This window comes from Bartonella sp. TS25HLJMH, from assembly GCF_042193505.1.
Lineage (GTDB): Bacteria > Pseudomonadota > Alphaproteobacteria > Rhizobiales > Rhizobiaceae > Bartonella > Bartonella grahamii.
The window spans coordinates 172,192-197,956 of sequence record NZ_JBHILV010000001.1; the positions used below are offsets into that span (position 1 = coordinate 172,192).

17 protein-coding genes are annotated in these 25,765 nt (G+C 36.8%); 8 read left to right on the forward strand and 9 right to left on the reverse strand.

Going from position 1 to position 25,765, the window contains the following annotated elements:
* The first annotated feature begins 92 nt into the window (after positions 1-92).
* Positions 93-998 (forward strand): transporter substrate-binding domain-containing protein, encoded by a 906-nt coding sequence (locus ACFINF_RS00695; RefSeq protein WP_375619222.1) that lies wholly within the window; start codon positions 93-95, stop codon positions 996-998.
* A gap of 11 nt (positions 999-1,009) precedes the next feature.
* Here the strand turns inward: ACFINF_RS00695 and ACFINF_RS00700 are convergent, their stop codons facing one another.
* Positions 1,010-2,542 (reverse strand): YifB family Mg chelatase-like AAA ATPase, encoded by a 1,533-nt coding sequence (locus tag ACFINF_RS00700; protein WP_375619223.1) that lies wholly within the window; start codon positions 2,540-2,542, stop codon positions 1,010-1,012.
* 408 nt (positions 2,543-2,950) lie between these two features.
* On the opposite strand from ACFINF_RS00700, the gene ACFINF_RS00705 reads away from it, so the two are divergent.
* Together ACFINF_RS00705 and ACFINF_RS00710 are read left to right on the forward strand one after the other, a co-directional pair.
* Positions 2,951-4,915, forward strand: a complete 1,965-nt coding sequence (locus ACFINF_RS00705; protein WP_375619224.1) for an autotransporter assembly complex family protein — start codon at positions 2,951-2,953, stop codon at positions 4,913-4,915.
* Complete coding sequence (locus ACFINF_RS00710; protein WP_375619225.1) at positions 4,915-9,573, forward strand: translocation/assembly module TamB domain-containing protein; 4,659 nt, start codon at positions 4,915-4,917, stop codon at positions 9,571-9,573. Before ACFINF_RS00705 ends, ACFINF_RS00710 begins: the two co-directional genes overlap by 1 nt.
* A gap of 2,263 nt (positions 9,574-11,836) precedes the next feature.
* Here ACFINF_RS00710 and ACFINF_RS00715 read toward each other — a convergent pair.
* The 3 genes from ACFINF_RS00715 to infC form a co-directional block, all read right to left on the reverse strand.
* Positions 11,837-13,609: an ABC transporter ATP-binding protein gene (locus tag ACFINF_RS00715; RefSeq protein ID WP_375619226.1), complete on the reverse strand. Its 1,773-nt coding sequence runs from the start codon at positions 13,607-13,609 to the stop codon at positions 11,837-11,839.
* Between the two features lie 63 nt (positions 13,610-13,672).
* Positions 13,673-13,858 carry a hypothetical protein gene (locus tag ACFINF_RS00720; protein WP_375619227.1) on the reverse strand — a complete coding sequence of 62 codons (186 nt, stop codon included), beginning with the start codon at positions 13,856-13,858 and terminating at the stop codon, positions 13,673-13,675.
* A gap of 360 nt (positions 13,859-14,218) precedes the next feature.
* Positions 14,219-14,737 carry a translation initiation factor IF-3 gene (gene infC, locus ACFINF_RS00725; RefSeq protein ID WP_026500140.1) on the reverse strand — a complete coding sequence of 173 codons (519 nt, stop codon included), beginning with the start codon at positions 14,735-14,737 and terminating at the stop codon, positions 14,219-14,221.
* A 195-nt stretch (positions 14,738-14,932) separates the two neighbouring features.
* Here infC and ACFINF_RS00730 point away from each other — a divergent pair, with 195 nt between their 5' ends.
* From ACFINF_RS00730 to dapE, 3 genes are all read left to right on the forward strand, one after another.
* A complete protein-coding gene (locus ACFINF_RS00730) occupies positions 14,933-15,706 on the forward strand; it encodes an alpha/beta hydrolase (RefSeq protein ID WP_375619228.1) in 774 nt (257 codons plus the stop codon).
* 43 nt (positions 15,707-15,749) lie between these two features.
* Complete coding sequence (locus tag ACFINF_RS00735; RefSeq protein WP_375619229.1) at positions 15,750-16,496, forward strand: M48 family metallopeptidase; 747 nt, start codon at positions 15,750-15,752, stop codon at positions 16,494-16,496.
* A gap of 223 nt (positions 16,497-16,719) precedes the next feature.
* Positions 16,720-17,892: a succinyl-diaminopimelate desuccinylase gene (gene dapE, locus ACFINF_RS00740; RefSeq protein WP_375619230.1), complete on the forward strand. Its 1,173-nt coding sequence runs from the start codon at positions 16,720-16,722 to the stop codon at positions 17,890-17,892.
* A gap of 1,554 nt (positions 17,893-19,446) precedes the next feature.
* On the opposite strand, the gene hemW is transcribed toward dapE, so the two are convergent.
* Positions 19,447-20,646: a radical SAM family heme chaperone HemW gene (hemW, locus tag ACFINF_RS00745; RefSeq protein ID WP_375619231.1), complete on the reverse strand. Its 1,200-nt coding sequence runs from the start codon at positions 20,644-20,646 to the stop codon at positions 19,447-19,449.
* Positions 20,643-21,287 carry an RdgB/HAM1 family non-canonical purine NTP pyrophosphatase gene (gene rdgB / locus ACFINF_RS00750; RefSeq protein WP_375619232.1) on the reverse strand — a complete coding sequence of 215 codons (645 nt, stop codon included), beginning with the start codon at positions 21,285-21,287 and terminating at the stop codon, positions 20,643-20,645. The genes hemW and rdgB overlap by 4 nt, the downstream gene beginning before the upstream one ends.
* A gap of 513 nt (positions 21,288-21,800) precedes the next feature.
* Here rdgB and hrcA point away from each other — a divergent pair.
* Positions 21,801-22,871, forward strand: coding sequence for a heat-inducible transcriptional repressor HrcA (hrcA, locus tag ACFINF_RS00755; protein WP_375619233.1), 1,071 nt, complete (start codon positions 21,801-21,803; stop codon positions 22,869-22,871).
* Positions 22,872-22,995: 124 nt separating this feature from the next.
* On the forward strand, positions 22,996-23,658 hold the full coding sequence (gene grpE / locus ACFINF_RS00760; protein WP_375619234.1) for a nucleotide exchange factor GrpE: 663 nt from the start codon (positions 22,996-22,998) through the stop codon (positions 23,656-23,658).
* A 110-nt stretch (positions 23,659-23,768) separates the two neighbouring features.
* On the opposite strand, the gene thpR is transcribed toward grpE, so the two are convergent.
* The 3 genes from thpR to ACFINF_RS00775 form a co-directional block, all read right to left on the reverse strand.
* Complete coding sequence (thpR, locus tag ACFINF_RS00765; protein WP_375619235.1) at positions 23,769-24,308, reverse strand: RNA 2',3'-cyclic phosphodiesterase; 540 nt, start codon at positions 24,306-24,308, stop codon at positions 23,769-23,771.
* Between the two features lie 620 nt (positions 24,309-24,928).
* Complete coding sequence (locus ACFINF_RS00770; protein WP_012754483.1) at positions 24,929-25,222, reverse strand: HPr family phosphocarrier protein; 294 nt, start codon at positions 25,220-25,222, stop codon at positions 24,929-24,931.
* Positions 25,223-25,239: 17 nt separating this feature from the next.
* The gene (locus ACFINF_RS00775; RefSeq protein WP_375619236.1) at positions 25,240-25,638 is read right to left on the reverse strand and encodes a PTS sugar transporter subunit IIA; all 399 of its coding nucleotides are present in this window, start codon (positions 25,636-25,638) and stop codon (positions 25,240-25,242) included.
* Positions 25,639-25,765 lie beyond the last annotated feature (127 nt).

Consider the following 25,765-nt stretch of genomic DNA (forward strand, 5'->3'; position numbering starts at 1 on the left):
TTTATTTATTAAACGCCAGATATTTTGGTGAAGAGCGTTAGATAATAATTAAGAAGAGTTGCATCTTAGTTTTGAAAAATAGGGGAGAGATTTTGAAAATAAAAAAATCTATATATGTAAAATATCTTCAATTTTTTTTACGGTACTTTTTATTCAATAATCCATACAATATTTTTATTTGTATTTTATTTGTAGCAGGGGGGGGGCTGTTTTTCTCTTACGCAGAAGCTAAAAGGTTGCCTTCTTTTTTTGATTCGCATGAACATTTGGTACAACCTGATACAACGGATATTCTTCGTTTGCGTTTTGTAACAACTTTTGATTTTCCTCCTTTTAATTTCCTTGATCAAACGGGGCATCTGGCAGGTTATAATATCGATTTATTGCGCGCTATTTGCTCAAAATTAAAATTAGAGAAGCTTTGTGAAGTAGAAGTAATTCCTTGGAAAGAGCTTGTAGAACATGTTAAAAATGGTGGTGCAGAAGTCATTATTGCGGGTTTAAAAGAAACAAATAAAACCCAGCAAGATCTTGTTTTTACAAAGTCATATTTGCGCTTTCCAGCGCGATTTGTTGCTTCTCGACTTTTAAATCTCGATGAGCCAATAAGCGATCAATTGGTACATTTAACCAGTGGTGTTTTGTCTAAAAGTATTCACGAAAAGCTCTTTCATCATTATTTTCCTAAAGCAAAATGGCAAGGATTTAAAAAGAGAGAAGAACTCTATAAAGCATTACAAGAGCGTAAAATTGACCTTATTTTTGATGATGGATTTGCTTTATCGTTGTGGTTCAAAAAACAAAAATCTGTCGATTGCTGTCATTTTGTTGGGGGGGCATATATGGCGCCACAGTTATTGGGACAAGGAATGCAGCTTGCTGTTGCAAAAAAGAATGAAAAATTGGTTGATATACTCAATTATGCGCTGAAATCTCTAGAAGAGGATGGTAAACTTACAGAACTTTATTTGCGGTATTTTCCAATAAGTTTTTATTGATGAATAGTTTTTTAATTAAGAGCTGTTAATCTTTCTGTGCCTATTCGATAGGAAATAGCTTCTGCGAGATGATAGCGTGAAAGATTATCTGATTCGTCAAGATCAGCAATTGTGCGTGCAACTTTGAGAATGCGATGATAAGCGCGTGCAGAGAGGTGCATTTTTTCACTTACATCTCGTAAGAGTATGGTCGCACTTTTATCAGGAATGGCAATCTGTTCTATAATTTTGGCAGGGCAATCGCCATTGGTGCGAATATGATCAAACCCCATTGTTGCAAAACGTTTAGCTTGAATGGTACGGCATCGTGCGACGCGTTTGGCAACATCGCAGCTTTTTTCTGATTGTTCTGGTTGCATAAGGTCCATAGCTGTCAAAGCAGGGACATCGATCCGTAAATCAATTCGGTCAAGCAGAGGACCAGAAATACGGGACTGATAATCGATTTGACAGCGTATTCCTTTAGCGCAAACATGGTCTTTTTCGCCTGCCATACCACAACGGCAAGGATTCATTGCGGCAATGAGTTGAAAGCGAGCAGGATAGCTAATATGGTGATTAGCGCGGGCGATAACCGATTCCCCACTTTCTAAGGGTTGACGAAGAGAATCAAGAACCTGCGGAGAAAATTCAGGCAATTCATCAAGGAATAACACACCATTATGGGCAAGGGAGACCTCTCCCGGTCGTCCTTTAAGTCCCCCACCAATCATTGCAGCCATGGAAGCAGAATGATGTGGGGAACGAAAGGGGCAATGAAGTGAAATGGTATTATGAACCGTTTCTCCTGTAATAGAAGCAATCAGAGAGACATCTAAAAGCTCACGGCTATCAAGGGGTGGCAAAATGGAAGGTAAGCGTTGCGCTAACATAGATTTCCCAGCACCAGGAGGTCCTACAAACAAAAGGTTATGGCGTCCAGCAGCACAAACTTCTAAGGCACGTTTGGCTGTTTTCTGTCCTTTGATTTCGCAAAGATCTGGAAGTTCAGTTTCGATAGTATATTGGCGCGGTTGTGGACGTTTTTGAATTTGGGTTCCTTTGAAATGGTTGACTATAGTGAGCAGAGTCTCTGGGGCAAGAATATTTATTTCTGCATTTGCCCAAGCAGCTTCAGGCCCACATTGGAAGGGACAAATCAGTCCTTTATCGAGTGATAACGCTGTCATGGCAGCTGGTAAAACACCATTAACAGCGGTAAGTGAACCATCCAGTGATAATTCTCCTAAAATGATATAGTCTTGTGCTACTTCAGGAGGGAGGATTCCCATAGCAAGCATTAAGCCTACAGCGATTGGCAAATCATAATGCGAGCCTTCTTTAGGCAAATCAGCTGGTGCAAGATTAATCGTAATCCGTTTAGTAGGCATAGAAAGTCCACAAGCATGGAGGGCTGCTTGCACACGTTCACGGCTTTCTGCAACTGCCTTATCAGCTAATCCAACAATAGCCATTCCTATTTTACCAGACGAAATCATAACCTGTACATCGACAGGGACTGCTTCTAGACCGCGAAAAGCAACAGTTGTAACACGTGCGATCATTTATTTATTTTCCCCCTTTAGACTTTGTAGAGACAATCATATCTATGCATAAAAATCAAGAAGCTTCTCTATGGTTTTTTTTATAGAGAGATCTATATACAAAGGCAGTTTTTTAGCGTTCTCATGGAAAGTTATTTGTACAAATTTAACCATGATAGTATGGGACGCAATAAAACATTTATAATAAGCTAAATAAATATGTTAAGAAAAAAAGAATGAGGCTGTTCGTGTTATACAACAGTGCAGAATTTTATGAAAATATAAGGGGAGGGTGACGTTATGTATCGCAGAGTGTTATTTGATGTGATAAAACGTGTAAAATGTGCAAAGTAATTATATTTACCTTTCTTATTTTTATATTATTTAAAGTATAGTAGATGCAAAGTGTATTATAAGGTATCTGATTTTATGGTATACCAGACAAGAATTTTGTTAAAATCAGGGACTGTACGCTGTGTATTTATAGGTTTGTGTTTCGCTTTTGCTTTTCCACAGCCACTTGCTGCATTTGATTTTTTCGACATACCTTTTTTTGGTCAAAAGAAAACAAATTCTCCTTCAAATTATGCTAAAAGTACAGAGAGATTCTATAAAGTTGATGTTGTTGCACCGCCAGGCGCGCCATTAGAAGGTATAAAAATAGTTAAATCTGTTTCTTCTCTTGTTGCTGATAAAGAGAAAGCATCCGCCAGTTCTTCTGGTTTGCTAGCCAAGGCGCGTTCAGATTATCGAGCGATTCTTTCTGCTCTTTATGCTGATGGACGCTACGGTGGTGTTATTAGTATTAAAATTAATGGCTTAGAAGTCGCTGATTTAAGTCCGGTAACTCAGCTTCCAGCACAATCCAATATTGTTATTACAATTAATGCCGGTCCACAATATGTTTTTAGTATTGCAGATATCGATAAAGTAGCTCCGTTTGAAAAACGTAAAGCGCATAAAATGCCCACAATTGAAGAATTGGGCTATAAAGTTGGGGCTATTGCTAAATCTGAAACCATTTTGAAAGCAGAAAAATGGGCGATAGAAGGATGGCGTCAACAAGGTTATGCCAAAGCTAAAATTATGAAGAGTGAGGTCGTGGCTGATCATGCTGCGTTGCGTGTTGAAGGACGGATTGTTGTTGATCTTGGAAAAAAGGCTCATTATGGTCCTTTAAGTGTGCGTAATATAAGTAAGAAACCACGTGTAGATTCAGCTTATATCGCATGGATGACCGGATTGAAGCTAGGTCAGAAATACGATTCCGATGCGTTAGCTAAGGCAAATGAACGTCTTGCGCGCCTCGGTGTTTTTCGTGCTATCAATATACGTGAGGCTGATACCATTAATCTAGATGGCAGTTTACCTCTTGCACTTGTTGTACAAGAACGTAAACCGCGTCGTTTTGGTGTAGGCGGTAGCTATTCAACATTAGATGGCGCTGGTTTTGAAGCTTATTGGATGCATAACAATCTTTTTGGTCATGCAGAGGTTCTTAAAATTGAAACAAAAGTAAATGGTGTTGGTAGCAATAAAAAGCAATCGTATAATTTTAAAAATTTTGATTATCTTTTCGGTGGCACGTTTATAAAGCCTGGTGTACTTACGCCAGATACAGATCTCAGGTCAGAATTAAAAATACAACAAGATGTTCTAGAAAATTATACGACAAAAGCCATCAAAGGAAGATTAGGTATTACGCATATTTTCAATGGTAATCTATCGGGACGGGCTGCTGTAGAAGTTTCAAATGGTTATTCACGTGATATTTATTTTGGGAGCCGTAATTTTACAACAATAGGTTTCCCTAGCGGTTTGATTTACGATAGTCGTAACAATAAGTTTAATGCAACAAAAGGTTTATATGGTGAAGTTTTCATTGAACCTTTTTATGAGATGCGTTTTAGCAACTTTGTTGCAAAAGTAACAGTAGAAGGTCGTTCTTATTGGGCGTTGGATGAAGGGGATCGTTTTGTTTTTGCTACTCGGGCAAAGCTTGGTACAATTCTTGGGAATGATACAGCACAAATCCCCGCGAATACGCTTTTTTTTGCTGGTGGTGGGGGCTCTGTTCGTGGTTATGCTTATCGTAATATTGGTATCAAAACAGAAAATGATGCGGTTGTTGGTGGACGGGCGGTTGTTGAGGGATCGGCAGAGTTGCGTGTTTCTTTAAATGATAAAATAGGGTTTGTCGGTTTTCTTGATGGAGGTTTAGTAGGGGAAAAGGCGAATTTTGATTTTTCTCAAAAAATTAAATGGGGAGCCGGTATAGGAGGTCGTTATATGACGGGTCTTGGTCCTTTACGCGTTGATTTAGCTTTTCCTTTAAAGAGAGAGAAGGGTGATCCTCGCATTGGTTTTTATGTGGGTATAGGGCAAGCATTTTAATGAAAAAAGGTGTACATTTATCAGCTTTCTTCTTTGTATTTTTGTTTTTTTGGGTGGGTGGTTTTGTTTTTGCGCAAAGAGGAGATACTCTTCCCTCTAGCAAAATGAAAACAGATGATCGCTCATGGTTTGTTTCTTTAATTGAACGAAAGCTTTCAGCGCCCAATCGTCAAGTTCGTTTACACAATATGCAAGGGACACTGTCTTCTCAAACATCAATTGATGTTATTACTGTCAGTGATAAAAAAGGGGTTTGGCTTAAAATTACCAATGCTAAAATGGATTGGAATCGTCTAGCGTTGCTGAGAGGGCGGATGGATATTAACCAGCTTTCGGCAGAACAGGTTACATTTTTACGCAAACCGCAAGGCAATTCTTCTTTTGTTTCTTCCCTTGAGACGGGTAAGTTCTCTTTACCAAAATTGCCGCTTGCTCTTTCTATCAATACGCTTACAGCTCAACATGTGATATTTGAACAGAATCTTTTTGGTTTTTCTGCTGATATGTCCTTAAAAGGCAATTTCACTTTGGCGAGTGGTAATTTTGATGTCGATATAGCGGCGCATCGTTTAGATGCACCGGGTTCTTTTTCTGTTCTCACCAAGATATCTGATAGTAATCGTACAGCTCAAATTGATATTTCTGCTAACGAACCACAAAATGGTATTTTGGCGAATATTTTTAACATTGAACAACGTCCAGCATTAAATCTCGTCGTGAAAGGTGATGGTACTTTTGATGATTTGGTTATCAAACTTTCTTTAGAGTCCGATCATCATTCTATTTTAGATGGTAATGTTATTCTTGCAAGTGTTCCAGAAGGACACAGTTTTTCTACGAAACTAGAGGGAACACTGAGCCCTTTAATACCTTCTCAATATCGTAGTCTCTTCGAATCTGATATAATATTAAAAGCAAAGGCAAGAAGAACAAAAGAAGGTGTGACACACCTTGATCAGATAGTTATTCAGAGCAAAGCAATGAATGTTATAGCCAATGCTGAAATAACGGCAGATGGATTTTTGCGGCGGCTTTTTGTTGATGGTAAAATGGCTCTTGATAACGAACAGGAGTCTGTTCATTTGCCTGTATCAGAAGTGCCAAAATCTGCCAATACTCTTGCTTTGAACATTGACTATGGTAGCGAAGGGCAACAATCTTGGAATGGGCGGTTGGTTGTAGGTCATTTAAGCAATAAAAATATTTATATTCGCGATGCAATTTTTGATATGGGAGGAGTAAGCGAAAATCTTGATAATGCAGCTTCTCGTCATGTTGGTGTTCAGGTTAAAGGAACGCTTCAAGGGGTTAAAAAGATTAAGGGAGCGTTAGTAGAAAATTTAAGTCAAGCAGTTCATGTGCATCTAGATACGGATATTGTTTCGAATAAACCAATTTTGATTCATGATCTGAGTGTTACGGCTCAGGGTTTTTCTTCTTGGTTAAAAGGGACAATGGAGAATTTTGTTTTTAAAGGCGATCTCGGTTTAAAAGCTCAAACATTAACTCCTTTGGAAGTGTTCAGTAAACAATCACTTTCTGGTAGTGCAGATATTAAAGCCAAAGGAACGATCAATTTATTGAGTGGCATTTTTGATCTCCAATTATCAGGAATGGCTGACGATATGAAAATAGGCGTGCAGCCTTTTGATCGTTTATTCAAAGGAAACATCACTCTTTCAGGTGGTGCTACTCGAAATGCGAAGGATTTCATTTTTCGTCATTTTAATTTGAAAAATCAATATACAAACATAAAGGCTAATGGTTATTTTTCAGATGAAAGCGCTAAAATGGATCTATCTGCTGAAATATCTGATTTGTCCAAATTAGATCCAAAGATAAGTGGTGCGCTTACAATTAAAAGTACGGTGAGAGGGCGCAATAGCCATATAAAACTAAATACATGTGCCCATATTGCTGAAGCATTAATCGTAGGGAAGAAACTTCAAAACACAACATTTAACATAGATGCACTTGTAGATAATACAGCACCAGTTACTGCTTTAACGGGGGTGGTAAAAGGTGAAGGGATTTTTGCTAAGAAACCTTTGCATTTATCGGCCTCTTTTAAAGATTCTCATAAAATTCGAAAACTTGAAAATATCGATATTAGAGGGGGAAGTGCAAAAATAACGGGTGCTCTTTCTCAACAACTTGGCGGTTTTTTGAAAGGAGCGCTGCATATTGATGCCGATGATATTTCCGTACTTTCAGCGTTATTTTTGCAGGATGGTAGTGGGAAAGTAAACGGAGATTTTATTTTTGATGAACAAAATGGCAGACAAAAAACCAATGTGAAGGCGCATGTTAACCATTTGAATTTTTCCAAGAATAAAATAAAAAAATTGGCAATAGATGCTGACATATTCGATCCTTTTGGCATGACACAGTTTGAAGGAGTTATCAATGCAGAACATATTCAAACACCTTTGATAATGGTCAATCGTTTAAATGCTCACGCCGATAGAAATAATGGACAAACGGTTTTTACTGTCCAAGCGATGTTGCATGATACTCTCAATGCACAGTTTTCTGGTCGTTTAATGGTTGAGGAACTTCCAGACAGTATAAAACGAGAAGTGCAAATTGAAACGGTGGATCTAAAGCAACACACTTTTCATGCAACATTGCTGAAACCATCCATAATTGCTTTTGATAAAGATGGAATGACAATCAATGAATTAGGAATTGCAATAAATGGAGGCAACATCATCCTAGCAGGGAATATTCAAGATACCCTAAATTTGCAACTTACAATGAATGCGCTTCCTGCTACTTTAGTTAATCTGTGGAAAGCCGATCTTGGAGCAGCAGGGAGTGTAACAGGGCATGTTATGATTCGTGGTCATTTTAAAAAACCTGATATAACTTACGATATAAAAGGTGAGGGACTGACAACCGTTGCTTTTCAAGATAAAAAAATTATGCCTTTTTCTTTTTCTGCTACGGGGAAAACCTTAGATCAAAATCTTACTTTGAATGCAAATTTAACAGGAGAAGGAGTACAAGCACAAGCTCAAGGACATGTATCTCTAGAGAAAAATAAGCTTGATCTTCATATTAATTTACAAAATTTATCTGCACGTTTGGTAAATGGTTTTATTGCAGGACAAGCGCTTGATGGGACAATGATAGGCAAAGTTGATATTGGTGGAACAATGAAGGATCCATCTGCTCATTTTGAACTTTCTAGTCAAAGTTTAACCGCTATGACGCATAAAGGACCGATGTCAATCAATATAAATGCTCGTGGTTCTTATAAAAAATCGACTTTTCATATTGAAAATATGATAGCTACTGGAGATAAAGGATTAGATCTTTCTATCCATGGGCCTGTATCTCTTAATGGTTCAGAGGCAAAATTAAATGTTAAAGGGGTAATGCCTCTTGATTTTGTTAATCTTTTATTAGCCAAGCGTGGTGCACATATAACGGGTACAGCAAGAATTGATACAGCTCTTAATGGGGCATTATCAAAGCCACAATTGATAGGAAATATTTCTATAGGCGACGGTAGTTTTTTTGATTCACAAACAAATGTAGGGTTGAATAATATAACGCTTGAAGGCAAATTGAACGGTGATCACATCCTTATAGAGAAAGCTTCAGCTTCTTCGTTTGAGGGGGGAAGAATTTCTGCTTCAGGTCGTATCTCTAATGGTCTAGAGACAAATTTGATATTTCATCTTGATAATGCCAATTATAATGATGGTTCTATGATTCTGGCAACATTATCAGGTGAGATGACAATGACAGGTCATTTTTTAAATGATCTTGTTCTTGGTGGTGATATCATCGTTGAAAAAGCTGAAGTTTTTGTTCCTGATAATTTTAAAAGTGCCAAGTTTCTTGATGTTAGAAATAAGAATTTAACTAAATCGATTCAAACAACACTTGAACGTGCTGATGTTAAGAACATGGACAAAAGCAAAAGCCGTATAGTTACACAAGAATCTTCATCTGTCGTTCTATCAAATATGCGTATTACAGCACGCAATCAATTTTTTGTACGCGGAAAAGGATTAGATGCTGAATTGGGAGGACGTATTAATCTAGCTGGTCCATTGAATGATGTGCATCCAGTTGGTGAATTTAGAATGATTCGTGGACGTTTTGATATTCTTTCGCAACGTCTTAACTTTGATCAAGGACAAGCGAGTTTTAGCGGTAATCTTAATCCTACGGTTTATTTTGTAACCAACAATAACAGTGGTGATATTCAAGTCACTGTAACTGTAAGTGGGACGATTGATAATCTTGATATTAATTTTTCTTCACAACCGAATTTGCCTCAGGATGAAATTTTGGCGCGTTTGATTTTTAATCGCTCTATTAATGAATTATCACCATTTCAGATTGCTCAACTTGCAGCAGCAGCCGCTGATCTTGCAGGTGCTTCTAATACATCTTTGTTGAATACTTTACGAACTAAAATTGGGCTTGATGATCTGGATGTTATTGTTAATGAGAAGGGTAATACGGGCTTACGTATTGGACGCTACATACACAATAATATTTATTTGGGCTTTGAAGCAGCGTCCGATGGAACGACGAAAGGAACAATTAATTTAGATATTTCGCGTCATCTCAAAGCTAAAGGTGCCATAGGAAATGAACAAAATTCTAGTATTGGTCTCTTTTATGAAAGAGATTATTAAAGATTGAATTTTAAAAAACAATTTCTTCGTTTTTTGTCTCTCATTTCTAAATCTGAGGAAGGAGAGATAGACTAGAAATCCTATAAAAGAAGAAGCTTTTTTTGAAGCGTGAAGAAATATATCTAAAACACTCGATTTTTGTTTATGCTATTCTCTAAAGGAGCAAAATCTTCACGGAAGATAGTATGTTATTTTGCTGTTATATATTTATTTAGAGAAATACCTTACCTTGTTCTCAAACTCATCTCGTACTGTTGCCTAAAGAATGTAATGTATGCAATATTGATTTATAAAGATAAATTATCTTTGTTCAACTTGAATTAGAACTTTGAATATCGTATGGTTCTCTCATTGCGCATTTCTCTCATGTTGAATCAATCAAAACCATTCGGTTTGCATGTTACAAGCGGGGAATCCTGTGTGGATAAAACTATTAAGAAATGACTAAAAATGCCTCTTATGAATTATCTCGAGAGCTAAGAGCTGTCGCAACATTAGGGGTTGGCAAAATAGTGTGAATAGTGCCAGCTTGTTACTCTATAAGCGTAAAGATGGGGGGCTTAATGGATTTATCGTTATACAATTCACAAACGTTATGGCGAAATGGTCTTGGAGAGGACTTTGAGAGAGGTCTCTTTAAAACAAGCACCTGAATTTGCAACACAATGGCATTCTGTTTTTACGTGAAGGACGTGATTCCATTAAAGAAAGCGATAAACAAAAGCGTAAGACAAGTGTAGAATTTATAAAATATCGATTTTATTTTCAAACGCATTTAAAGCAATATTTTTTAATAATAAAAATTACCTATTATTTTAGATTATTGTTTACTGTGTTTTTGAATGAGATCACTTTTCTTATGAATGAATCCCCCCCAAACAGAACACTCCAAAATATAACACTATTGTGTTGCAAATTCATGTGCTTGTTTTAAAGAAACATTTCTCAGTGTGCGCTTGAGCCTATTTCACAAGCAACCTTATGAAATGATATAAAGTACTTCTTATGAATAGTATAAAATCCATACTACCATTGTTAATAAAGGTATAAGTATTTATTAAAGATATAAGCTGGCATTATCATTCTATTTTCCAGCTTCTCATGTTGCCGACAATCTTCTCACATTGAAAATGTAGAGGTATTTTTATTGCTTATCTTAAGAGTTTTCATGCATATCCAATATCTCTTATGACGTACAACAAGTGCTTTTGATTGATTCATCATAAATATAAAGAAAATTTGCAATAAGCAAATTACATCATATCTTTTATTTAAGATATAAAGTAATAAATTATGATTATAAATCAAAGTATTAAAATGCAGGTCAAAAGATATTTTTTGTAAAAATATTATCAGAGTTATATGTCATATTTTTTCTATTTAGGTGGTTAAAAGATTAGGTGGTTAAAAGAAAGAGGAATGTCATTTTACTCTTCATCCGTTTTTTTCATATTGAAATCATAGCCTTATATAAGCACTAACGTTGTGCATTTATAAACTCTTCAAAAATTTAAGATATTGGAAGAATATCACTTTAATTTCAGATGTAGAAAAAACAGCAAAGCTTGCTTTAAAGCAATCTACGATAGTAAAAAAGTTTTATAATAAATCCTCTCTTATTTTTTCAATGTTTTTTTACGCTGAGTGTATCTATAATTTGCAGTACAATTTATAATTGTCAGCCTATTCTGTTACCATAAAAGACCGACATTTGAGGCTTGGTGATATAAAGCATGTAAATCTTTTTGAAAAAGTATTTTGAAAGCACGTGGTGAATATTTAGGGTAAGCCTTGTATAAGTGAATCACATAAGTTGTTATCAAGTGGAACGAACTCAATAAAAATATGGATCGTTTACAGATCAGATTGGGTAGAATCTTTGTCCTTTAAAATGTGTGGAGAAAAAATTGTCAGTGCAGGGATAAATACGGATAAAGGTTGTATGAATTCAGATACATCATCATAATTCGCGGCAATTTTTTCAAACTTTTATGCTCTCTCTTTTAGGATTCACAACATTTATGAATGTTTCAACACTTATTTGAGGAAGGGAGGGGGTTTTTGAAGTTTCATTGTTAAAGTCAATTGCATTCAACAAAATAGCGAGTAAAGTTTTCATCTAAATCCAAGAAGTTTATTTTCAATAAACCATAAATTCTTTGCCAATTTTTGATTGAAGTAATACTTTTGCTTGGTAACAAGCCTTTTTTATAAATGGATCGTTATCTTCTATCCATTTTTATTTCAAATCTTATTTAAGGATCTAGAAATTAGGAGGTATGTTTTTGAACTGGATATTATGAAGTTTTTTATAAAACCCATGTTCTTTTGCTAGCAATTCTTTCTGAGTACCTTGTTCAATCAGTTGTCCATTTTGTATGACCACAATTTTATGAGCACGAGCAATCGTTGAAAGGCGATGAGCAATAATGATTGTTGTGCGTCCTTTGGTAAGGTGGTGAATGGCTTCATTAATTTGTGCTTCGGTGTGTGAATCAAGCGCACTCGTTGCTTCATCAAGAATCAGAATTTCGCTATCGTGAATCATTGCTCTAGCGATAGCGAGCCGTTGTTTTTGCCCCCCTGAAAGGTTACAGCCATTATCACCTATCTGTGTATCATAACCATTTGGCAAACTCATAATAAAGTCATGAGCATTTGCTGCTTTTGCTACTTCGATAATTTCGTCATCACTAGCCCCTTCTTTTCCAAGCCCGATATTATATTTAACAGTTCCTTGAAAGAGAAAAGTATCCTGTCCTACATAGGCCATCAGATTTCTTAGAGAGCGAAATGTTGTGTAGCGAATGTCTTGATCATTAATCAATATGCGTCCTTTTGTGGGGTCATAGAGGCGCATAATAAGGTTGATAAGGGTTGACTTTCCCGAACCGGATGGTCCTACCAATGCTGTCATTTTTCCGGCTTCTATTTCTAGGTTTATGTCTTTCAATATCATTTTGTTATTAGTGTATGCAAAAGAAACATTTTCGAAACGAATAGTTCCTTGCGTTTTACTCAGATCTTTAGCTTCTTTATGTTCTATAACTGTAAGGGGACAATCGAGTATTTCAAACATCGTACGGATATTAACCAAGCCAGATTCAATTTTGACACGTACATTTGCTAGTCTTTTTGCAGGTTCATAAGCTAAAAGTAAAGCAACAATAAAGGACATAAATTCACCTTGAACACCTGCGCGTTGGGTTGCAAGATAACCGGAAAAACAAATAATACCTGCAATGGCAACACCCGTGAGTGTTTCCATAATCGGATTGGTAATAGCTTCGAGTATTGCAATATTGTTTGTTTGTTTTTCAACATCACAAATGGCTTTGTTCATCCGTTTTTTCATGACTTCTTCTAGTGAAAAGGCCTTGATGATTCGAATACCAACAGCCGTTTCCTGTACGATTTTGATAATTTCACCAAGTGAAAGGAGCTCTTTTTCCATCAGGCGGCGAACGCGTTTTAAAGCCATTCGAACGCCTAAAAAAGCGAGTGGTCCTACGATTAAAGTAATGGAGATTAACACAAAGTTTTGAATGAACATGACAAGCAACAGACCACTAACGGAAAGCAAATCACGTACAAAAGTTGTGATAATAGTATCAATTATATTACGTACAGCTGTCGCATTATGAGTTACACGAACAAGAAGATCAGATGAAGTGTTATTATGATAAAAAGAAACTCCTTGTTCCATAAGTCGTGCAAAAATTTTACGCTGTTGTTCAGCAATGATACTATTTCCTGCTTTGTTTAGAAAGTAAGTTTGGGAAAAAGTTGCGACTCCTTTGAGAATAAAGATAAAAGCAATGAAGCTAGAAATCAAAACAATCATAGGAAAATCTTGTGCACCAATAATCTGATTAACAACATCCCGCATAATCCATGCACTGGTTGCTGTGGTACAAGAAATGATGATCATTGAGAAAATAGCCGCACTATACCAACGCATATGTTTACGAAAATTTTCTCGCAAAAGGCGGATAATAAGATGTTTATCAAAAGAAGAAATTTGTTTTCTAGCCATGAAGTGCTTCTATATTCTCCATTATTTCATGCAAGATTGAAACATTCTTAATTAAAAAGCTCCTTAACCTTTTTTACAAAAATAGCCTTTTCTTTCAAGGTTCATCATATCAATTTCACGACGGCGAGAGTGAAAAATGTAGCGCAAAGTTTCTGTGAAAGGTATAACGAAAATTTGTTGTTCATCATTATTTTTAATTTTTAATAAAAGGTAACGGCGAGTTTCACCATTGTATTTACCAATTTCCATATTGTGATAGCCTTTGGCACTTGAAATGGCTCACAAAAAACATTTCTGCTCTTCTAATAATTTTTATGTATCATCTCCGTTTGTGATGTGTAAGCAAACAATTTTGCTGCATTGCATGATAAGAGAGCTTGAAATAAGAAGACCTTACGATGTTTGAACTTTCTCATTTAATATGCAAAATAACGAATTCTTCTTATAAATCGATAAAGCATTATTAAACTCTTAAAAGGATTTATACACATTTATAAAACCTTAAAAGCACCACAAAAACTCTATGTGGTGCCTCTAAATAATACCATACGCTCATTTTAACGAGTTGCATGCTGATGAGTTGCACGCAAATATTATTCCAATGCAAAACTATTTAGGTGCTATCACCATCATCATTTGCCGGCCTTCAAGCTTTGGCTCCAATTCGATTTTGGCAATTTCACTTGTATCTTCTTTCACACGCTGAAGAAGCTTTAATCCAAGATCTTGGTGAGCCATCTCACGACCACGAAAACGCAAAGTAATCTTTACTTTATCACCATGATCAATAAAGCGATGAACAGCTTTGAGTTTGACTCCATAATCATGGACATCAACATTTGGGCGCATCTTAATCTCTTTGATTTCTATGACTTTTTGCTTCTTACGTGTTTCAGCAGCTTTTTTTTGGGTTTGATATTTTAATTTGCCCAAATCGATGATTTTACATACAGGTGGCTCCGCATTTGGTACAATTTCAACCAAATCAAGTCCCGCATCTGCAGCCATAGCAAGAGCCTCTTGTATCGCAACAACTCCCTGATGTTGTCCCTCATCATTGATAAGCTGAACATGAGGTACTCGGATATCCTGATTTGAACGTGGTCCGTCTTTTTGGGTAGGTGTCATTTTAAATGGTTTACGAATGGTTTATGCTCCTTAATTTTGATTCAACTACAGTTAATTTAATATACAATTATGCGCCTAAAAACAACTATAATTCGCGCCTTTTTCATTATTTGATTTATTACTTTTTGGAATGATTTAGATTATAAAAGTTTTTTTCTTAATTTAAAGAAATTGTTTTATGGAGGATAAAGAATTATGGATCAAAATATTCCTTGTCAGTTTTTTTCGTTTGAGAACACCGCACTTGCAGTACGCTATCGCAAGGGACGGCAATCTCCAGGGTTGGTTTGGCTTCATGGCTATCTATCCGATATGTCAGGGGATAAGGCGATGTTGGTTGATAGTTTTGCTCAGAAGAATGATTTGTCTTGTTTACGTTTTGATTACTCTGGACATGGAGAATCAGGTGGTGATTTTTTTCAAGGAACGATTTCACGCTGGGTTAAAGAAAGTTTAGCGGTTTTTGAAACTTATTGTGAGGGTCCACAAATTTTGATTGGCACCTCTATGGGCGGGTGGATTGCGCTCAAGCTTGCTATGATGCTAGCACAGAAAAATAAGAAGCTTGCTGGCATGGTCTTGATTGCGCCAGCTCCTGATTTTACACAAACATTGATAGAATCAGGGTTGGGTCGAAAGGGGTGGAAAATTTTAGAAGAAACAGAGCATATTGAACGATCTGCGATTAGTTATACGGAGCCGGTTCCCTTTACAAAAGTATTTATTGAAGATGGCAGAGACAACTGCGTCATGAGGGGATGTATAGATGTTGGATGTCCAATCCATATTCTACAAGGGATGGAAGATGTGGAGATACCCTATCAGCATACATTGGCTTTACTGGATCATTTGCCTCTCCATGATGTAACATTGACACTTGTTCGTGATGCTGATCATCGCTTTTCTCGTCCGCAAGATTTGGATTGCCTCGAAACGGTATTGAAGTCATTGATTGACCGGATTAATTAATGCGGGAGAAGGGTCAAATTCATTGATGATGAAGATATAATGTATGAGCATTTCTAAACAGCATTTTATTTTTTCTGATCGCTCTGTACCTGTACAGGTGCGGGAAAATAAATGCGCGCGCCGTCTTACCTTACGTATTGATGCGAGCGGACAGAGGATTTGTGTAACAACACCACCAGCGATAAGTCTCTGTACAATTCAAGGTTTTATTGAAAAGCATCGGTCTTGGATTGAGGAACGTCTTGCTCGTGTAAAAATCTCTCATGAAAATGCTTATCTCAAAGAGGGAGCGACGATTCCTTTATTGGGTGTTTGCCATTCCATAAAGCATAGAGAAGGACGTGGGGTGACGGAAATTATTGCAGGAGATGCAGAACAAGAACCTCAAATTATCGTTTATGGTCAATTAGAATACCTCCCAAGACGCATTGCTGACATTTTGAAAAAACAAGCAGCACGTATTATAACACCTTTGGTGGTACATTATGCCCATAAAGTAGAGAGTAAAGTCAAATCAATTTGTTATAAAGATACGAGAAGTCGTTGGGGGTCATGTTCAATAGATAAGCGTCTTTCTTTTTCTTGGCGCCTTGTTATGGCACCAAAAGAAGTTGTGGAATATGTTGTTGCTCATGAGGTTTCTCATCTTGTTGAAATGAATCATGGTCCAAGATTTTGGGCTCTTTGTGAAGAACTATGTCCTGATAGTAAAACGTATCGTGCTTGGTTGAAGGAAAATGCTCATAGATTGCAAGCAATTAATTTTGATTCATATAATTTAAAGGCGTAAAAAACTTTCCAATGAAGGCAATATTTAACGGAACTTTTTATTGAGTGTTTTGTTGAGTGTGTACTTGCTCATGCATAATGAGGAAGCCATTGAAGCTCTCAGCACGATTGTTCTCCCCAGCTTGGTTTGCTGAGTGTCTTCAATGTTTTTGCTTTATCTTTTTTGTAATTCGGCGTAATAACCTTAAGTTCCGATGATTTATAAAAAATGGGAAGGGGAACTTATGCCTATTCTTACAGATCCACTTCAGCTATTACAGAGACTTATCCGTTGTCCTTCTGTTACACCTTATGAAGCAGGAGCTTTATCAACTTTGGAACAATTTTTGAAAAAAATGGGATTTCATGTTGAACGCCCTATTTTTACGGATAAAAATACAGATAATGTTGAAAATCTTTATGCAAAAATGGGAAATGAAGGACCCCATCTTATGTTTGCAGGTCATACAGATGTCGTACCACCAGGTGCATTGGATGAATGGACCTATTCACCTTTTGAAGCTGTCATAGATCAGGGGAAATTATATGGGCGGGGTGCTGTTGATATGAAGGGCGGAATCGCTTGTTTTATTGCGGCGCTAGCGCGAGTTCTTGAGAAACGGTCCATTAAAGGAATGGTAAGTTTTTTGATTACCGGTGATGAAGAGGGACCTGCTGTTAATGGTACCATCAAACTTCTCAAATGGGCAGAAAAAAAAGGCGAAAAATGGACTGCGGCTCTTGTGGGGGAACCAACAAGTGTAAAAACTGTTGGGGATGTCATCAAAATTGGTCGCCGCGGATCGCTTTCTGGTATCATTACTGTGAGAGGTCGCCAAGGTCATGTTGCTTTTCCAGAGCGGGCTGCTAATCCCTTGCCTTTAGCAAGTAAGCTTATTCAAGCATTGACACAAACTGCTTTAGATAAAGGGACAGAGGATTTTCAACCCAGTAATTTAGAGCTAACAAGCATCGATACCGGTAATTTAGCGGTCAATGTTATCCCAGCGCAGACCACAGTTCATTTTAATATACGCTACAATAATCTTTGGACAAAAGAAACACTGATGGAGGAAATTAAAAAGCGTCTTGCTTTGGTGCAATCAAAAAACAATGATGATCAATATCCCTTTTATCAGCTTGAATGGATTCCAAGTTTAGGGGATGTTTTTTTGACCAAAAATGATAGTCTCATTCAAACTTTATCCAATGCTATTAAAAGTGTAACAGGGAATATACCAGAATGTTCCACTTCTGGTGGTACTTCAGATGCGCGATTTATTAAGGATTATTGCCCAGTGGTTGAATTTGGCTTACCAGGGCAAACGATGCATATGGTAGATGAGTGTGTAGCTCTTGATGCAGTAGAAACGCTCACTACTATTTATGAGCGTTTTATTGTCGATTTTTTTGCATGAAGAAATGATTGCTGGTTCAAAAATACCTTTATCTTATTGTGCCATAAGATATTGCCATTTGAGGTGTGGTAATATGAGACACGTAAGACTTAATATATTAAGTGGGTTTAGAATAAGTGATGAATATTCTTAAGTTGTGATTCTTGCCTGTAGAGTCTTTAGTTAAGTAAATTACATAACTGGAAAGCCAAGTGGGACCTGCTTTAAGAAGTAGAACTGTTTACAGACCATATTAGGTTAAAAATATTCGTTCTTAAAGTGTAGAAAGGAAGTCAATACGCAATCATATATGGAAAACAGTGAATATTATATCATAATTGTGTTATGACAGGGTGAAGCTATAGAGACACACAAAAACATGCTGCTATTGTAAAAAATTCGTACAACATAAATGCACTCATTCACAGCTCATGCCTTAATATGGTTTCTGCACTCTCATAAAAGGTACTTTTTGTTTCAATTAGCCTCTCTTGGAGTAAAGCCCATAGAAATGCGCTTTAAGTTTGTTTTATTTCATATATTTTCCCCTTCTTTTTTGTCCCCAAAAACTTCCATTGCAAAATCATTACGAGATAGAAGGTGAGCTTATTTAATCAGCTGTAATATTGGTTATGATAAAGATACACAGAAATTCTTTAGTAGTAGTACGTTTAATTCTTTAGCCAAGGAGTGTCCTAGTATTATTCTCAATTTTTTAATAAAATAACCTTAAAGGACGCGTACAGATACTCATAAGCATGTACGAAAGTAAGATCATATGGGATTAATATCGTTTTGCTTTCTAACAAAGTAATCTCGATTCATATCTGGTATATTTGCCATTTGAGTGCATTATTTGTTTAATAAAGCCCATGATTTTGCTGTGATCTATAAATCAATACCAATCATACAGCTGCGTATCTCAAATAAATATTGGTTCGGTATTTTTTGCGACAACAGCTTTTATATGCCAGAATAGAATAAAAGTATTGTGTATCTATTCTTTGTAATCTCTGAAACAGACATACAACCACAACCTGATTGAGGGAAAATATAAAGGTATAAAGGTGAAAATCAACGTGCTTTTTTACTCGGTTTTACGGTTTTCAAAATTATCTAGAGTAATATCATTTTTAAATGATTAGAGATTGATACATGGTTTCATGCTTATTTCTTTGGTTCTTTAAATGGTGCCACGATTTTATAAAGAACAATACATTATCGTATTATGCATTCACGTACTTGTAGCAATTTTCTCAATACTTGTCACATTCGTGCCACTACGGTGCTTATGAATAGTGTAGTATAAAATTTTCCGTGAAGTGTATAAAGTCTACAGTTCCTAACCATCTTTACGTTTATGAAAAAGAAAGTTAGACCACCATACACTTTCTAGCTCAAAATATTGTGATAGCTTTTATCCATACGCTTCTCTACTTTTAAGGTGTAAGGAAATGGTGGTAACTAATTTACTATAAATAGTTTTGAAATGAGAGAATCTCACGATATTCTAATCTGGCCTTTTTTATGAAAAATGATGATTATGATTAAAATAAGTATGTTGTTATAAAAACTTTAGTTTGCGAGTTGGCTGATGATGTGATCAAGAACAATACGTCCTTTGGTTGTCGCTTTTAAGCGTTGGTTATCCACCATTTCTATCAATTCTTGGTGTTGTAAATCGATCAGTTTTTCCACTGGGATGCGTTTAGGACTTAAGGTTTCATAGCGTATAAGTTCTAAGCCTTCGCAAAGACGTAATCCCATAAGGAGCATTTCATTTGCCTGTTGTTCAGTGGTTAAATATTCCGTTTCAATACAGCCATGTCCTGTTGTTTCTACCAAATTAAGCCACTGTTCTGGATGCTTTTCATTTATTGTGACATAACGTTTGCGGTTTTCAAGGTGTGATGACAATGTTTTTGAACAGGCAGAGGAATGATTCGGTGTGTGCTCAATGAAACGTCCATGTGCTCCTGGACCAAATCCTGCATATTGGTGATAACGCCAGTAAAGAAGATTGTGTGCTGATTCAGCACCGGGTATTGCATGATTTGAGATTTCATAGGCAGGAAGTCCATGCAGTGCTGTTATTTCTTGGGTAAGATGATACAGATCTGCTGCTAGCTCTGATGGGGGAAGGATAAGTCTTCCTGCATCATGAAGCCGTTTAAAGGCAGTTCCTTCTTCGATTGTCAATTGATAAAGAGAAAGATGGTCCGCTGCCAAATCAATTGCTTGTACGAGTTCAGATTTCCATTGTTCAAGGGTTTGTTCGGGGCGGGCATAAATGAGATCAAAGGATAAACGTGGAAAAATTTGCCGTGCTAAAACAATGGCACAAAGAGCTTGTTCCACATTATGGAGTCGACCAAGTTTGCGCAATGCTTTATCACTGAGCGCTTGTATCCCTAGAGATAAGCGGTTAACACCTGCCGCACGGTATCCACGAAAGCGCTCTGCCTCCACACTGGATGGATTAGCTTCTAATGTAATTTCAACTTTATCATCGACTACCCATTTTTTTGCAAGTGCTTGCAATAGGGCATCGACAGTTTGCGGCTCCATAAGAGAAGGGGTTCCTCCACCAATAAAAATACTTGTAATATGGCGTGGGCCTATTTTGTGGTATTGCGTTTCTATTTCGCGCTTAAAGGCGGTGACAAAACGTGGTTGATCAACACCATGGATGCGAACATGCGAATTAAAGTCACAATAAGGACATTTAGCTGCACAAAAGGGCCAATGAATGTAAATGCCAAAAGGTTCATTCATGAAAGTGCTAAAAGGTTTTCTGCCAAAAGTTTGAAAGCACGTGCACGATGTGAAAGAGGGGGATCATTACGTTTCCAGTTGTGTTTTTGCTCTGTTGACATTTCTCCAAAGGTATTTTCATACCCATCTGGTAAAAAAATAGGATCAAAACCAAAGCCTTTGTCTCCCCGTGGAGGCCAAATGAATGTTCCTTCAACGCATCCGCGGAAGTAATCTGCATGAGCATCAGGCCATGCAATGCAAATGACGGATATAAAACGGCATTTTCGTTGGCTTTTTTCTCGCGCTCCGACTTTTTGGAGTTCATTTTCTATTTTTTTCATAGCTTTTAGAAAATTACGTGTGCCATCGGCTTGAATTGCCCAATCAGCGGTATAAACGCCTGGCGCACCTTCCAATGCATCTACCTCTAAGCCTGAATCATCAGAAAGAGCAGGAAGTCCTGTCTTTTTTGCTGCTGAAAAAGCTTTAATATAAGCATTTTCTTCAAATGTTTTTCCCGTTTCTTTTGGTTCTGGCAAGTCCAGTTCTTTTGCTGATTGTATTATTAAACCGAAAGGCGTAATTAAAGTAGTGATTTCATGTAATTTGCTGGTGTTATGTGTAGCAATGACAAGTTTTCTATCTGCTATGCTTCTCATATAGATTTCTCCAAAAATGAAAGGGGAACTATTTTTGTGCTAAAACTAGCTTAAATACTCATATACACACATTCTGCTTAATTTTACAGATATGGTTATTTTACACGTTTTATGATAGTTTTATTCCAATAAAATTTTTTATCTTGTATGAAGATAACCTTGCAAAGATATGAAAGACATGTCTTTTTTATGATAGCATTTTAATGGTAAATTTTCAATTTCCTGCTTGCTCTAAAGGGTAAAATTTTCTATTTACAGCGGTTTTTAAATAATCTAGATTCTCTTGGCAAGTCCCTACAGCAGACCACTTTACAGATCATCTCTTATCTTAAATATTTCTCACACACTCTAACAAAAAATACCTCCTGCGTAATTTATCAATCATCACTCTGAAAGGTAGCATTTTACGACTCAATAGGATAATATGTTTTTATACTACTTTAGACTATTTGACCAAACCTTGGCAAAACTTATATAAGAGATGAGGATTTTAAAAGTAGTGAAACAATTGTGATGAAGCACAAAACTATTGATAATGAACTAAAATATCTTGATGAACGTTCGCGTGATATTTTTCGCCATATTGTCGAAGCTTATCTTAATGATGGTGAACCTGTAGGGTCACGCAATCTTTCGCGGCTTTTACGACAGACATTATCGCCTGCGACGATTCGCAATGTGATGAGTGATCTTGAACATCTCGGTTTGATTTATGCACCACATGTTTCTGCGGGTCGAATGCCGACACAATCAGGTTTACGTTTTTTTGTTGATGCATTTATGGAAGCGGGTGATTTGCCAAACGAAGAGCGAGAAAATATTGAAATGCAAGTCAAAGAGGCTGGTCATGCACAATCGGTTGAACATTTTCTTGTTCAAGCAAGCCGAGTTCTTTCAGATCTTTCACGTGGGGCAGGGCTTGTTTTAGCAACAAAACAAGAAGGAACATTGAAACATATTGAATTTGTGCGCCTTGATAGGGAGTACGCTCTTGCCGTTTTGGTGACTCAACAAGGTGAAGTTGAAAATCGTATTGTTCATTTGCCAGAAGGGGTTACCCATGCACAATTGACGGAAGCAACGAATTTTCTCAATGCCCATATCCAAGGGCGTACATTGAGTGAAGCTAAAGGGGAAATTGCCCGCTTATGCGCAGAAACACAGGCAGCACTTGATGATTTATCGCATCATCTTGTTGAAACGGGATTAGCTCTTTGGGGAGGAGAAGGTGCTGATCATAAAATACACCTCATTGTTCGCGGGCGTAGCAATTTACTTGAAGATGTGAAAGCAGAAGAAGATTTAGAACGGTTACGCCATTTGTTTGATGATCTTGAAACGCGTGAGAGTATGGCACAGCTTCTCGATTTAACGGATGAAGGTTCTGGGGTTCGAATTTTTATTGGTTCAGAAAATAAGTTATTTTCACTTTCTGGTTCTTCTTTAGTTGTAGCACCTTATCGTGATTCACAACAAAGAGTCATTGGTGCTTTAGGCGTTATTGGTCCTACACGGCTTAATTATGCAAGGATTGTGCCCATGGTTGATTATACAGCTCAACTTGTGTCACAGTTATTGCGTTAAAATGATGCAGGTAAGTATTTGTACTATAAAAGCTCATTGTATTATATACATCGATACCCCTTGATTTTTGTCTGTAGAATTTCGATATCGAGAATAACGAATCTTATGAAGGAATAAAATTTTTATGTCTGATGAAAAAAACAAATTTACTGACGCTTCATTTGAAAATTGTGATTTAAAAAATCCAGCTGATCGTAATACACTTAAACAGGCAGCCGATGAATTTTTAAAAACACATAAAACAGAGGAACATGAAGACGTTGAAAAAGAAAGCAATGAAGTGAGTGATCTTTTAGCGTCTTTGCAGGATGAAAATAAAGAACTGAAAGATCAGCTTTTACGTCTTGTTGCAGATATGGAAAATCTTCGACGCCGTACTATGCGAGATGTGGCGGATGCAAAGGCTTATTCCATTGCTAATTTTGCACGGGATATGTTATCGGTTTCTGACAATCTCAATCGTGCTTTAGAAGCTATTCCAGAAGGGGCAAAGGAGAGTGATGCTGGTTTGAAATCATTGGCAGAAGGCGTTGAAATGACTGAACGTGCCATGATGGCAGCATTAGAACGTCATGGGGTGCAAAAAATTCATCCAGAGGGACAAAAATTTGATCCTCATTTTCATCAAGCGATGTTTGAAATTCCTAATGCCGATGTTCCAGATAACACTGTTCAACAAGTTGTTCAGGCAGGTTACATTATCGGTGAGCGTGTTTTACGTCCAGCGATAGTTGGTGTAGCTAAAGGGGGAGCAAAAGAAGCTTCTGTTGAAGCTGATTCGGTATAAATGTTTCAACAGAAACATCTGTAACGCGAGATAACAGCATTACAACATATACCGCTTCAAATTTTGAAGAAGTTCATCAAAAAGGTTTTAAAAGGGTGTAAAAACACCCTTTATTTTTGAAGTAGCCAAGTGCCTTTTACAATATAAGGAGCATTGCTTTCAGGAGATGGTGATAAAAGTAAAACGAATCGGTCAACCTCAAAAGGAAGAAATGAAAAATCACCTCGAGAAGATAGATAAGCAGGAAGATCTTCAGGTCTAATATCGAGTAACCGTGCAAGAGTGATATGAGGCATAAATTGTTTTTCATCAGGAGCTAATTTCAAGCGGCTCCGGATTTTTTGCATCTGTTCGTGTAAAAGATTAAGAGTTTCACAAGGTTCAATACGGACAACAAGAGAGTGGGGAGCATCTTTTGAACCAAAAACTTCAAAACCTCTCGTTTTTAGCGCAAAAGATGGAAGCTTTATTGCTTCAAAGGCACAAATAATCTCATCTGCTACAGAGTTCTCAATTGCACCAAAAAAAGATAAAGTGATGTGGAAGTTTTGCGGGTTAATCCACTGCGCATTTGGCAAGCCATTTTGCAGCGATATGAGAGCATTTGTTGCTTCTTGTGGAATTTGAAGTGCACTAAACAAACGTTGCATGTTATCTCCTTATAATTAGAAAACATCACTACGAGCGCAATGATGTATGAATGAATAATGGATTGCTCTACTAGGAATGAGTCAATCATATAGAAAAAGAAGAGCTAAAAAATGGCTAGCATAATTATAAATTGAATTTATAAAGCTTATAAATCTGAAATAATGCTCATAAAAACCATGTTTGCATGAAGTTATTGCAAAGATATCGAGTTAGAGTATCACTCATGCCTTCATTATCAATTCCATAAACACAGCCTAAATAAAGCAAGTCGATAGATTTTTGATTGTGGGGTCATCTTTACAGCGGTCAAAAAGAGATTCAAAGCCACTTTAAGCATATCTCTATAAACATTTAATTATGTGTTTTAAACGTGGCGACAGCCATTAATGTTTAACAAACATGCAAATTCATCAAATAACAATGGAAAAGAAAACTCATACAGATATTATGTATAACACAATTGCTACAAGTATTTATACCTACGATAAATCCAAGGCCAATTTAAACGAATATGAACTCAGATATTATTAAGAAAAAACGAAGAAGTTAACAAAATAATTATTAGAAGAAGTCTCTTTTTATCTTAGGGATGATCACACTTCTTTTTTTGTGAGAAGTTTTAGTTCTCTTCTCCAAAGTTATTATTGATAAGCTTTTCAAGAGCATTAAGAGCATCTGTTGCTTCTGGTCCTGAAACACGAATGGTGAGGTTGCAACCGGATGAAGCCGCTAGCATCATAAGTCCCATAATTGATGATCCGCCAACGATTTTTCCATCCTTTTCAACTTCAACAGTAACATTAAAATTGTCAACAGTTTGTACAAATTTTGCAGAAGCACGTGCATGCAACCCACGTTTATTACAGATATTGAAATGACGACTTATACATGGGAGGGTATCTTTGGAAAACATTGGTATTTTATTATCCGCTATAAAATCATACTTGGTACATTAATATATTTACGTCCTGCTTCTTGTGCTATTCTTAACGCGTCTGATAATGAAATATCAGGACATTTGCGAATAGAAATCAGTTTAATAAGCATGGGCAAATTAACACCCGCAATCATTTCAACGCGTCCTTTTTCAATAGCAGGAATAGCTATATTTGATGGTGTTCCACCGAACACATCTGTTAATATGATTACGCCATGATCCGTATCTGTATCAGTCACTGCGGCTATAATATCACCCCGGCGCTGATCTATATCGTCATCAGGATAAACGCATATTGTTGCGAACTTTTCTTGCGCTCCAACAACATGTTCCACAGCATGTAAAAATTCAACAGCCAGCTCACCGTGCGTTACAAGCACGAGTCCAATCATTTACGCAAACTCCTGTTAACTAATAAGATCCGACCATATTGGTGGGAAAGACATTTTACAAGGCTTTGTCTTGCTGCCAAGAAAAATTTGCAAAAAAAAGGCAAAAATTGTGATTTTTTTATCTTTA

Excerpts from the sequence above, each read along its gene's own strand:
- ACFINF_RS00700 (WP_375619223.1), bottom strand. The coding sequence starts at position 2,542 with ATGATCGCACGTGTTACAACTGTTGCTTTTCGCGGTCTAGAAGCAGTC.
- ACFINF_RS00705 (WP_375619224.1), top strand. The coding sequence starts at position 2,951 with ATGGTATACCAGACAAGAATTTTGTTAAAATCAGGGACTGTACGCTGT.
- ACFINF_RS00710 (WP_375619225.1), top strand. The coding sequence starts at position 4,915 with ATGAAAAAAGGTGTACATTTATCAGCTTTCTTCTTTGTATTTTTGTTT.
- ACFINF_RS00715 (WP_375619226.1), bottom strand. The coding sequence starts at position 13,609 with ATGGCTAGAAAACAAATTTCTTCTTTTGATAAACATCTTATTATCCGC.
- ACFINF_RS00720 (WP_375619227.1), bottom strand. The coding sequence starts at position 13,858 with ATGGAAATTGGTAAATACAATGGTGAAACTCGCCGTTACCTTTTATTA.
- infC (WP_026500140.1), bottom strand. The coding sequence starts at position 14,737 with ATGACACCTACCCAAAAAGACGGACCACGTTCAAATCAGGATATCCGA.
- ACFINF_RS00730 (WP_375619228.1), top strand. The coding sequence starts at position 14,933 with ATGGATCAAAATATTCCTTGTCAGTTTTTTTCGTTTGAGAACACCGCA.
- ACFINF_RS00735 (WP_375619229.1), top strand. The coding sequence starts at position 15,750 with ATGAGCATTTCTAAACAGCATTTTATTTTTTCTGATCGCTCTGTACCT.
- dapE (WP_375619230.1), top strand. The coding sequence starts at position 16,720 with ATGCCTATTCTTACAGATCCACTTCAGCTATTACAGAGACTTATCCGT.
- hemW (WP_375619231.1), bottom strand. The coding sequence starts at position 20,646 with ATGAATGAACCTTTTGGCATTTACATTCATTGGCCCTTTTGTGCAGCT.
- rdgB (WP_375619232.1), bottom strand. The coding sequence starts at position 21,287 with ATGAGAAGCATAGCAGATAGAAAACTTGTCATTGCTACACATAACACC.
- hrcA (WP_375619233.1), top strand. The coding sequence starts at position 21,801 with ATGAAGCACAAAACTATTGATAATGAACTAAAATATCTTGATGAACGT.
- grpE (WP_375619234.1), top strand. The coding sequence starts at position 22,996 with ATGTCTGATGAAAAAAACAAATTTACTGACGCTTCATTTGAAAATTGT.
- thpR (WP_375619235.1), bottom strand. The coding sequence starts at position 24,308 with ATGCAACGTTTGTTTAGTGCACTTCAAATTCCACAAGAAGCAACAAAT.
- ACFINF_RS00770 (WP_012754483.1), bottom strand. The coding sequence starts at position 25,222 with ATGTTTTCCAAAGATACCCTCCCATGTATAAGTCGTCATTTCAATATC.
- ACFINF_RS00775 (WP_375619236.1), bottom strand. The coding sequence starts at position 25,638 with ATGATTGGACTCGTGCTTGTAACGCACGGTGAGCTGGCTGTTGAATTT.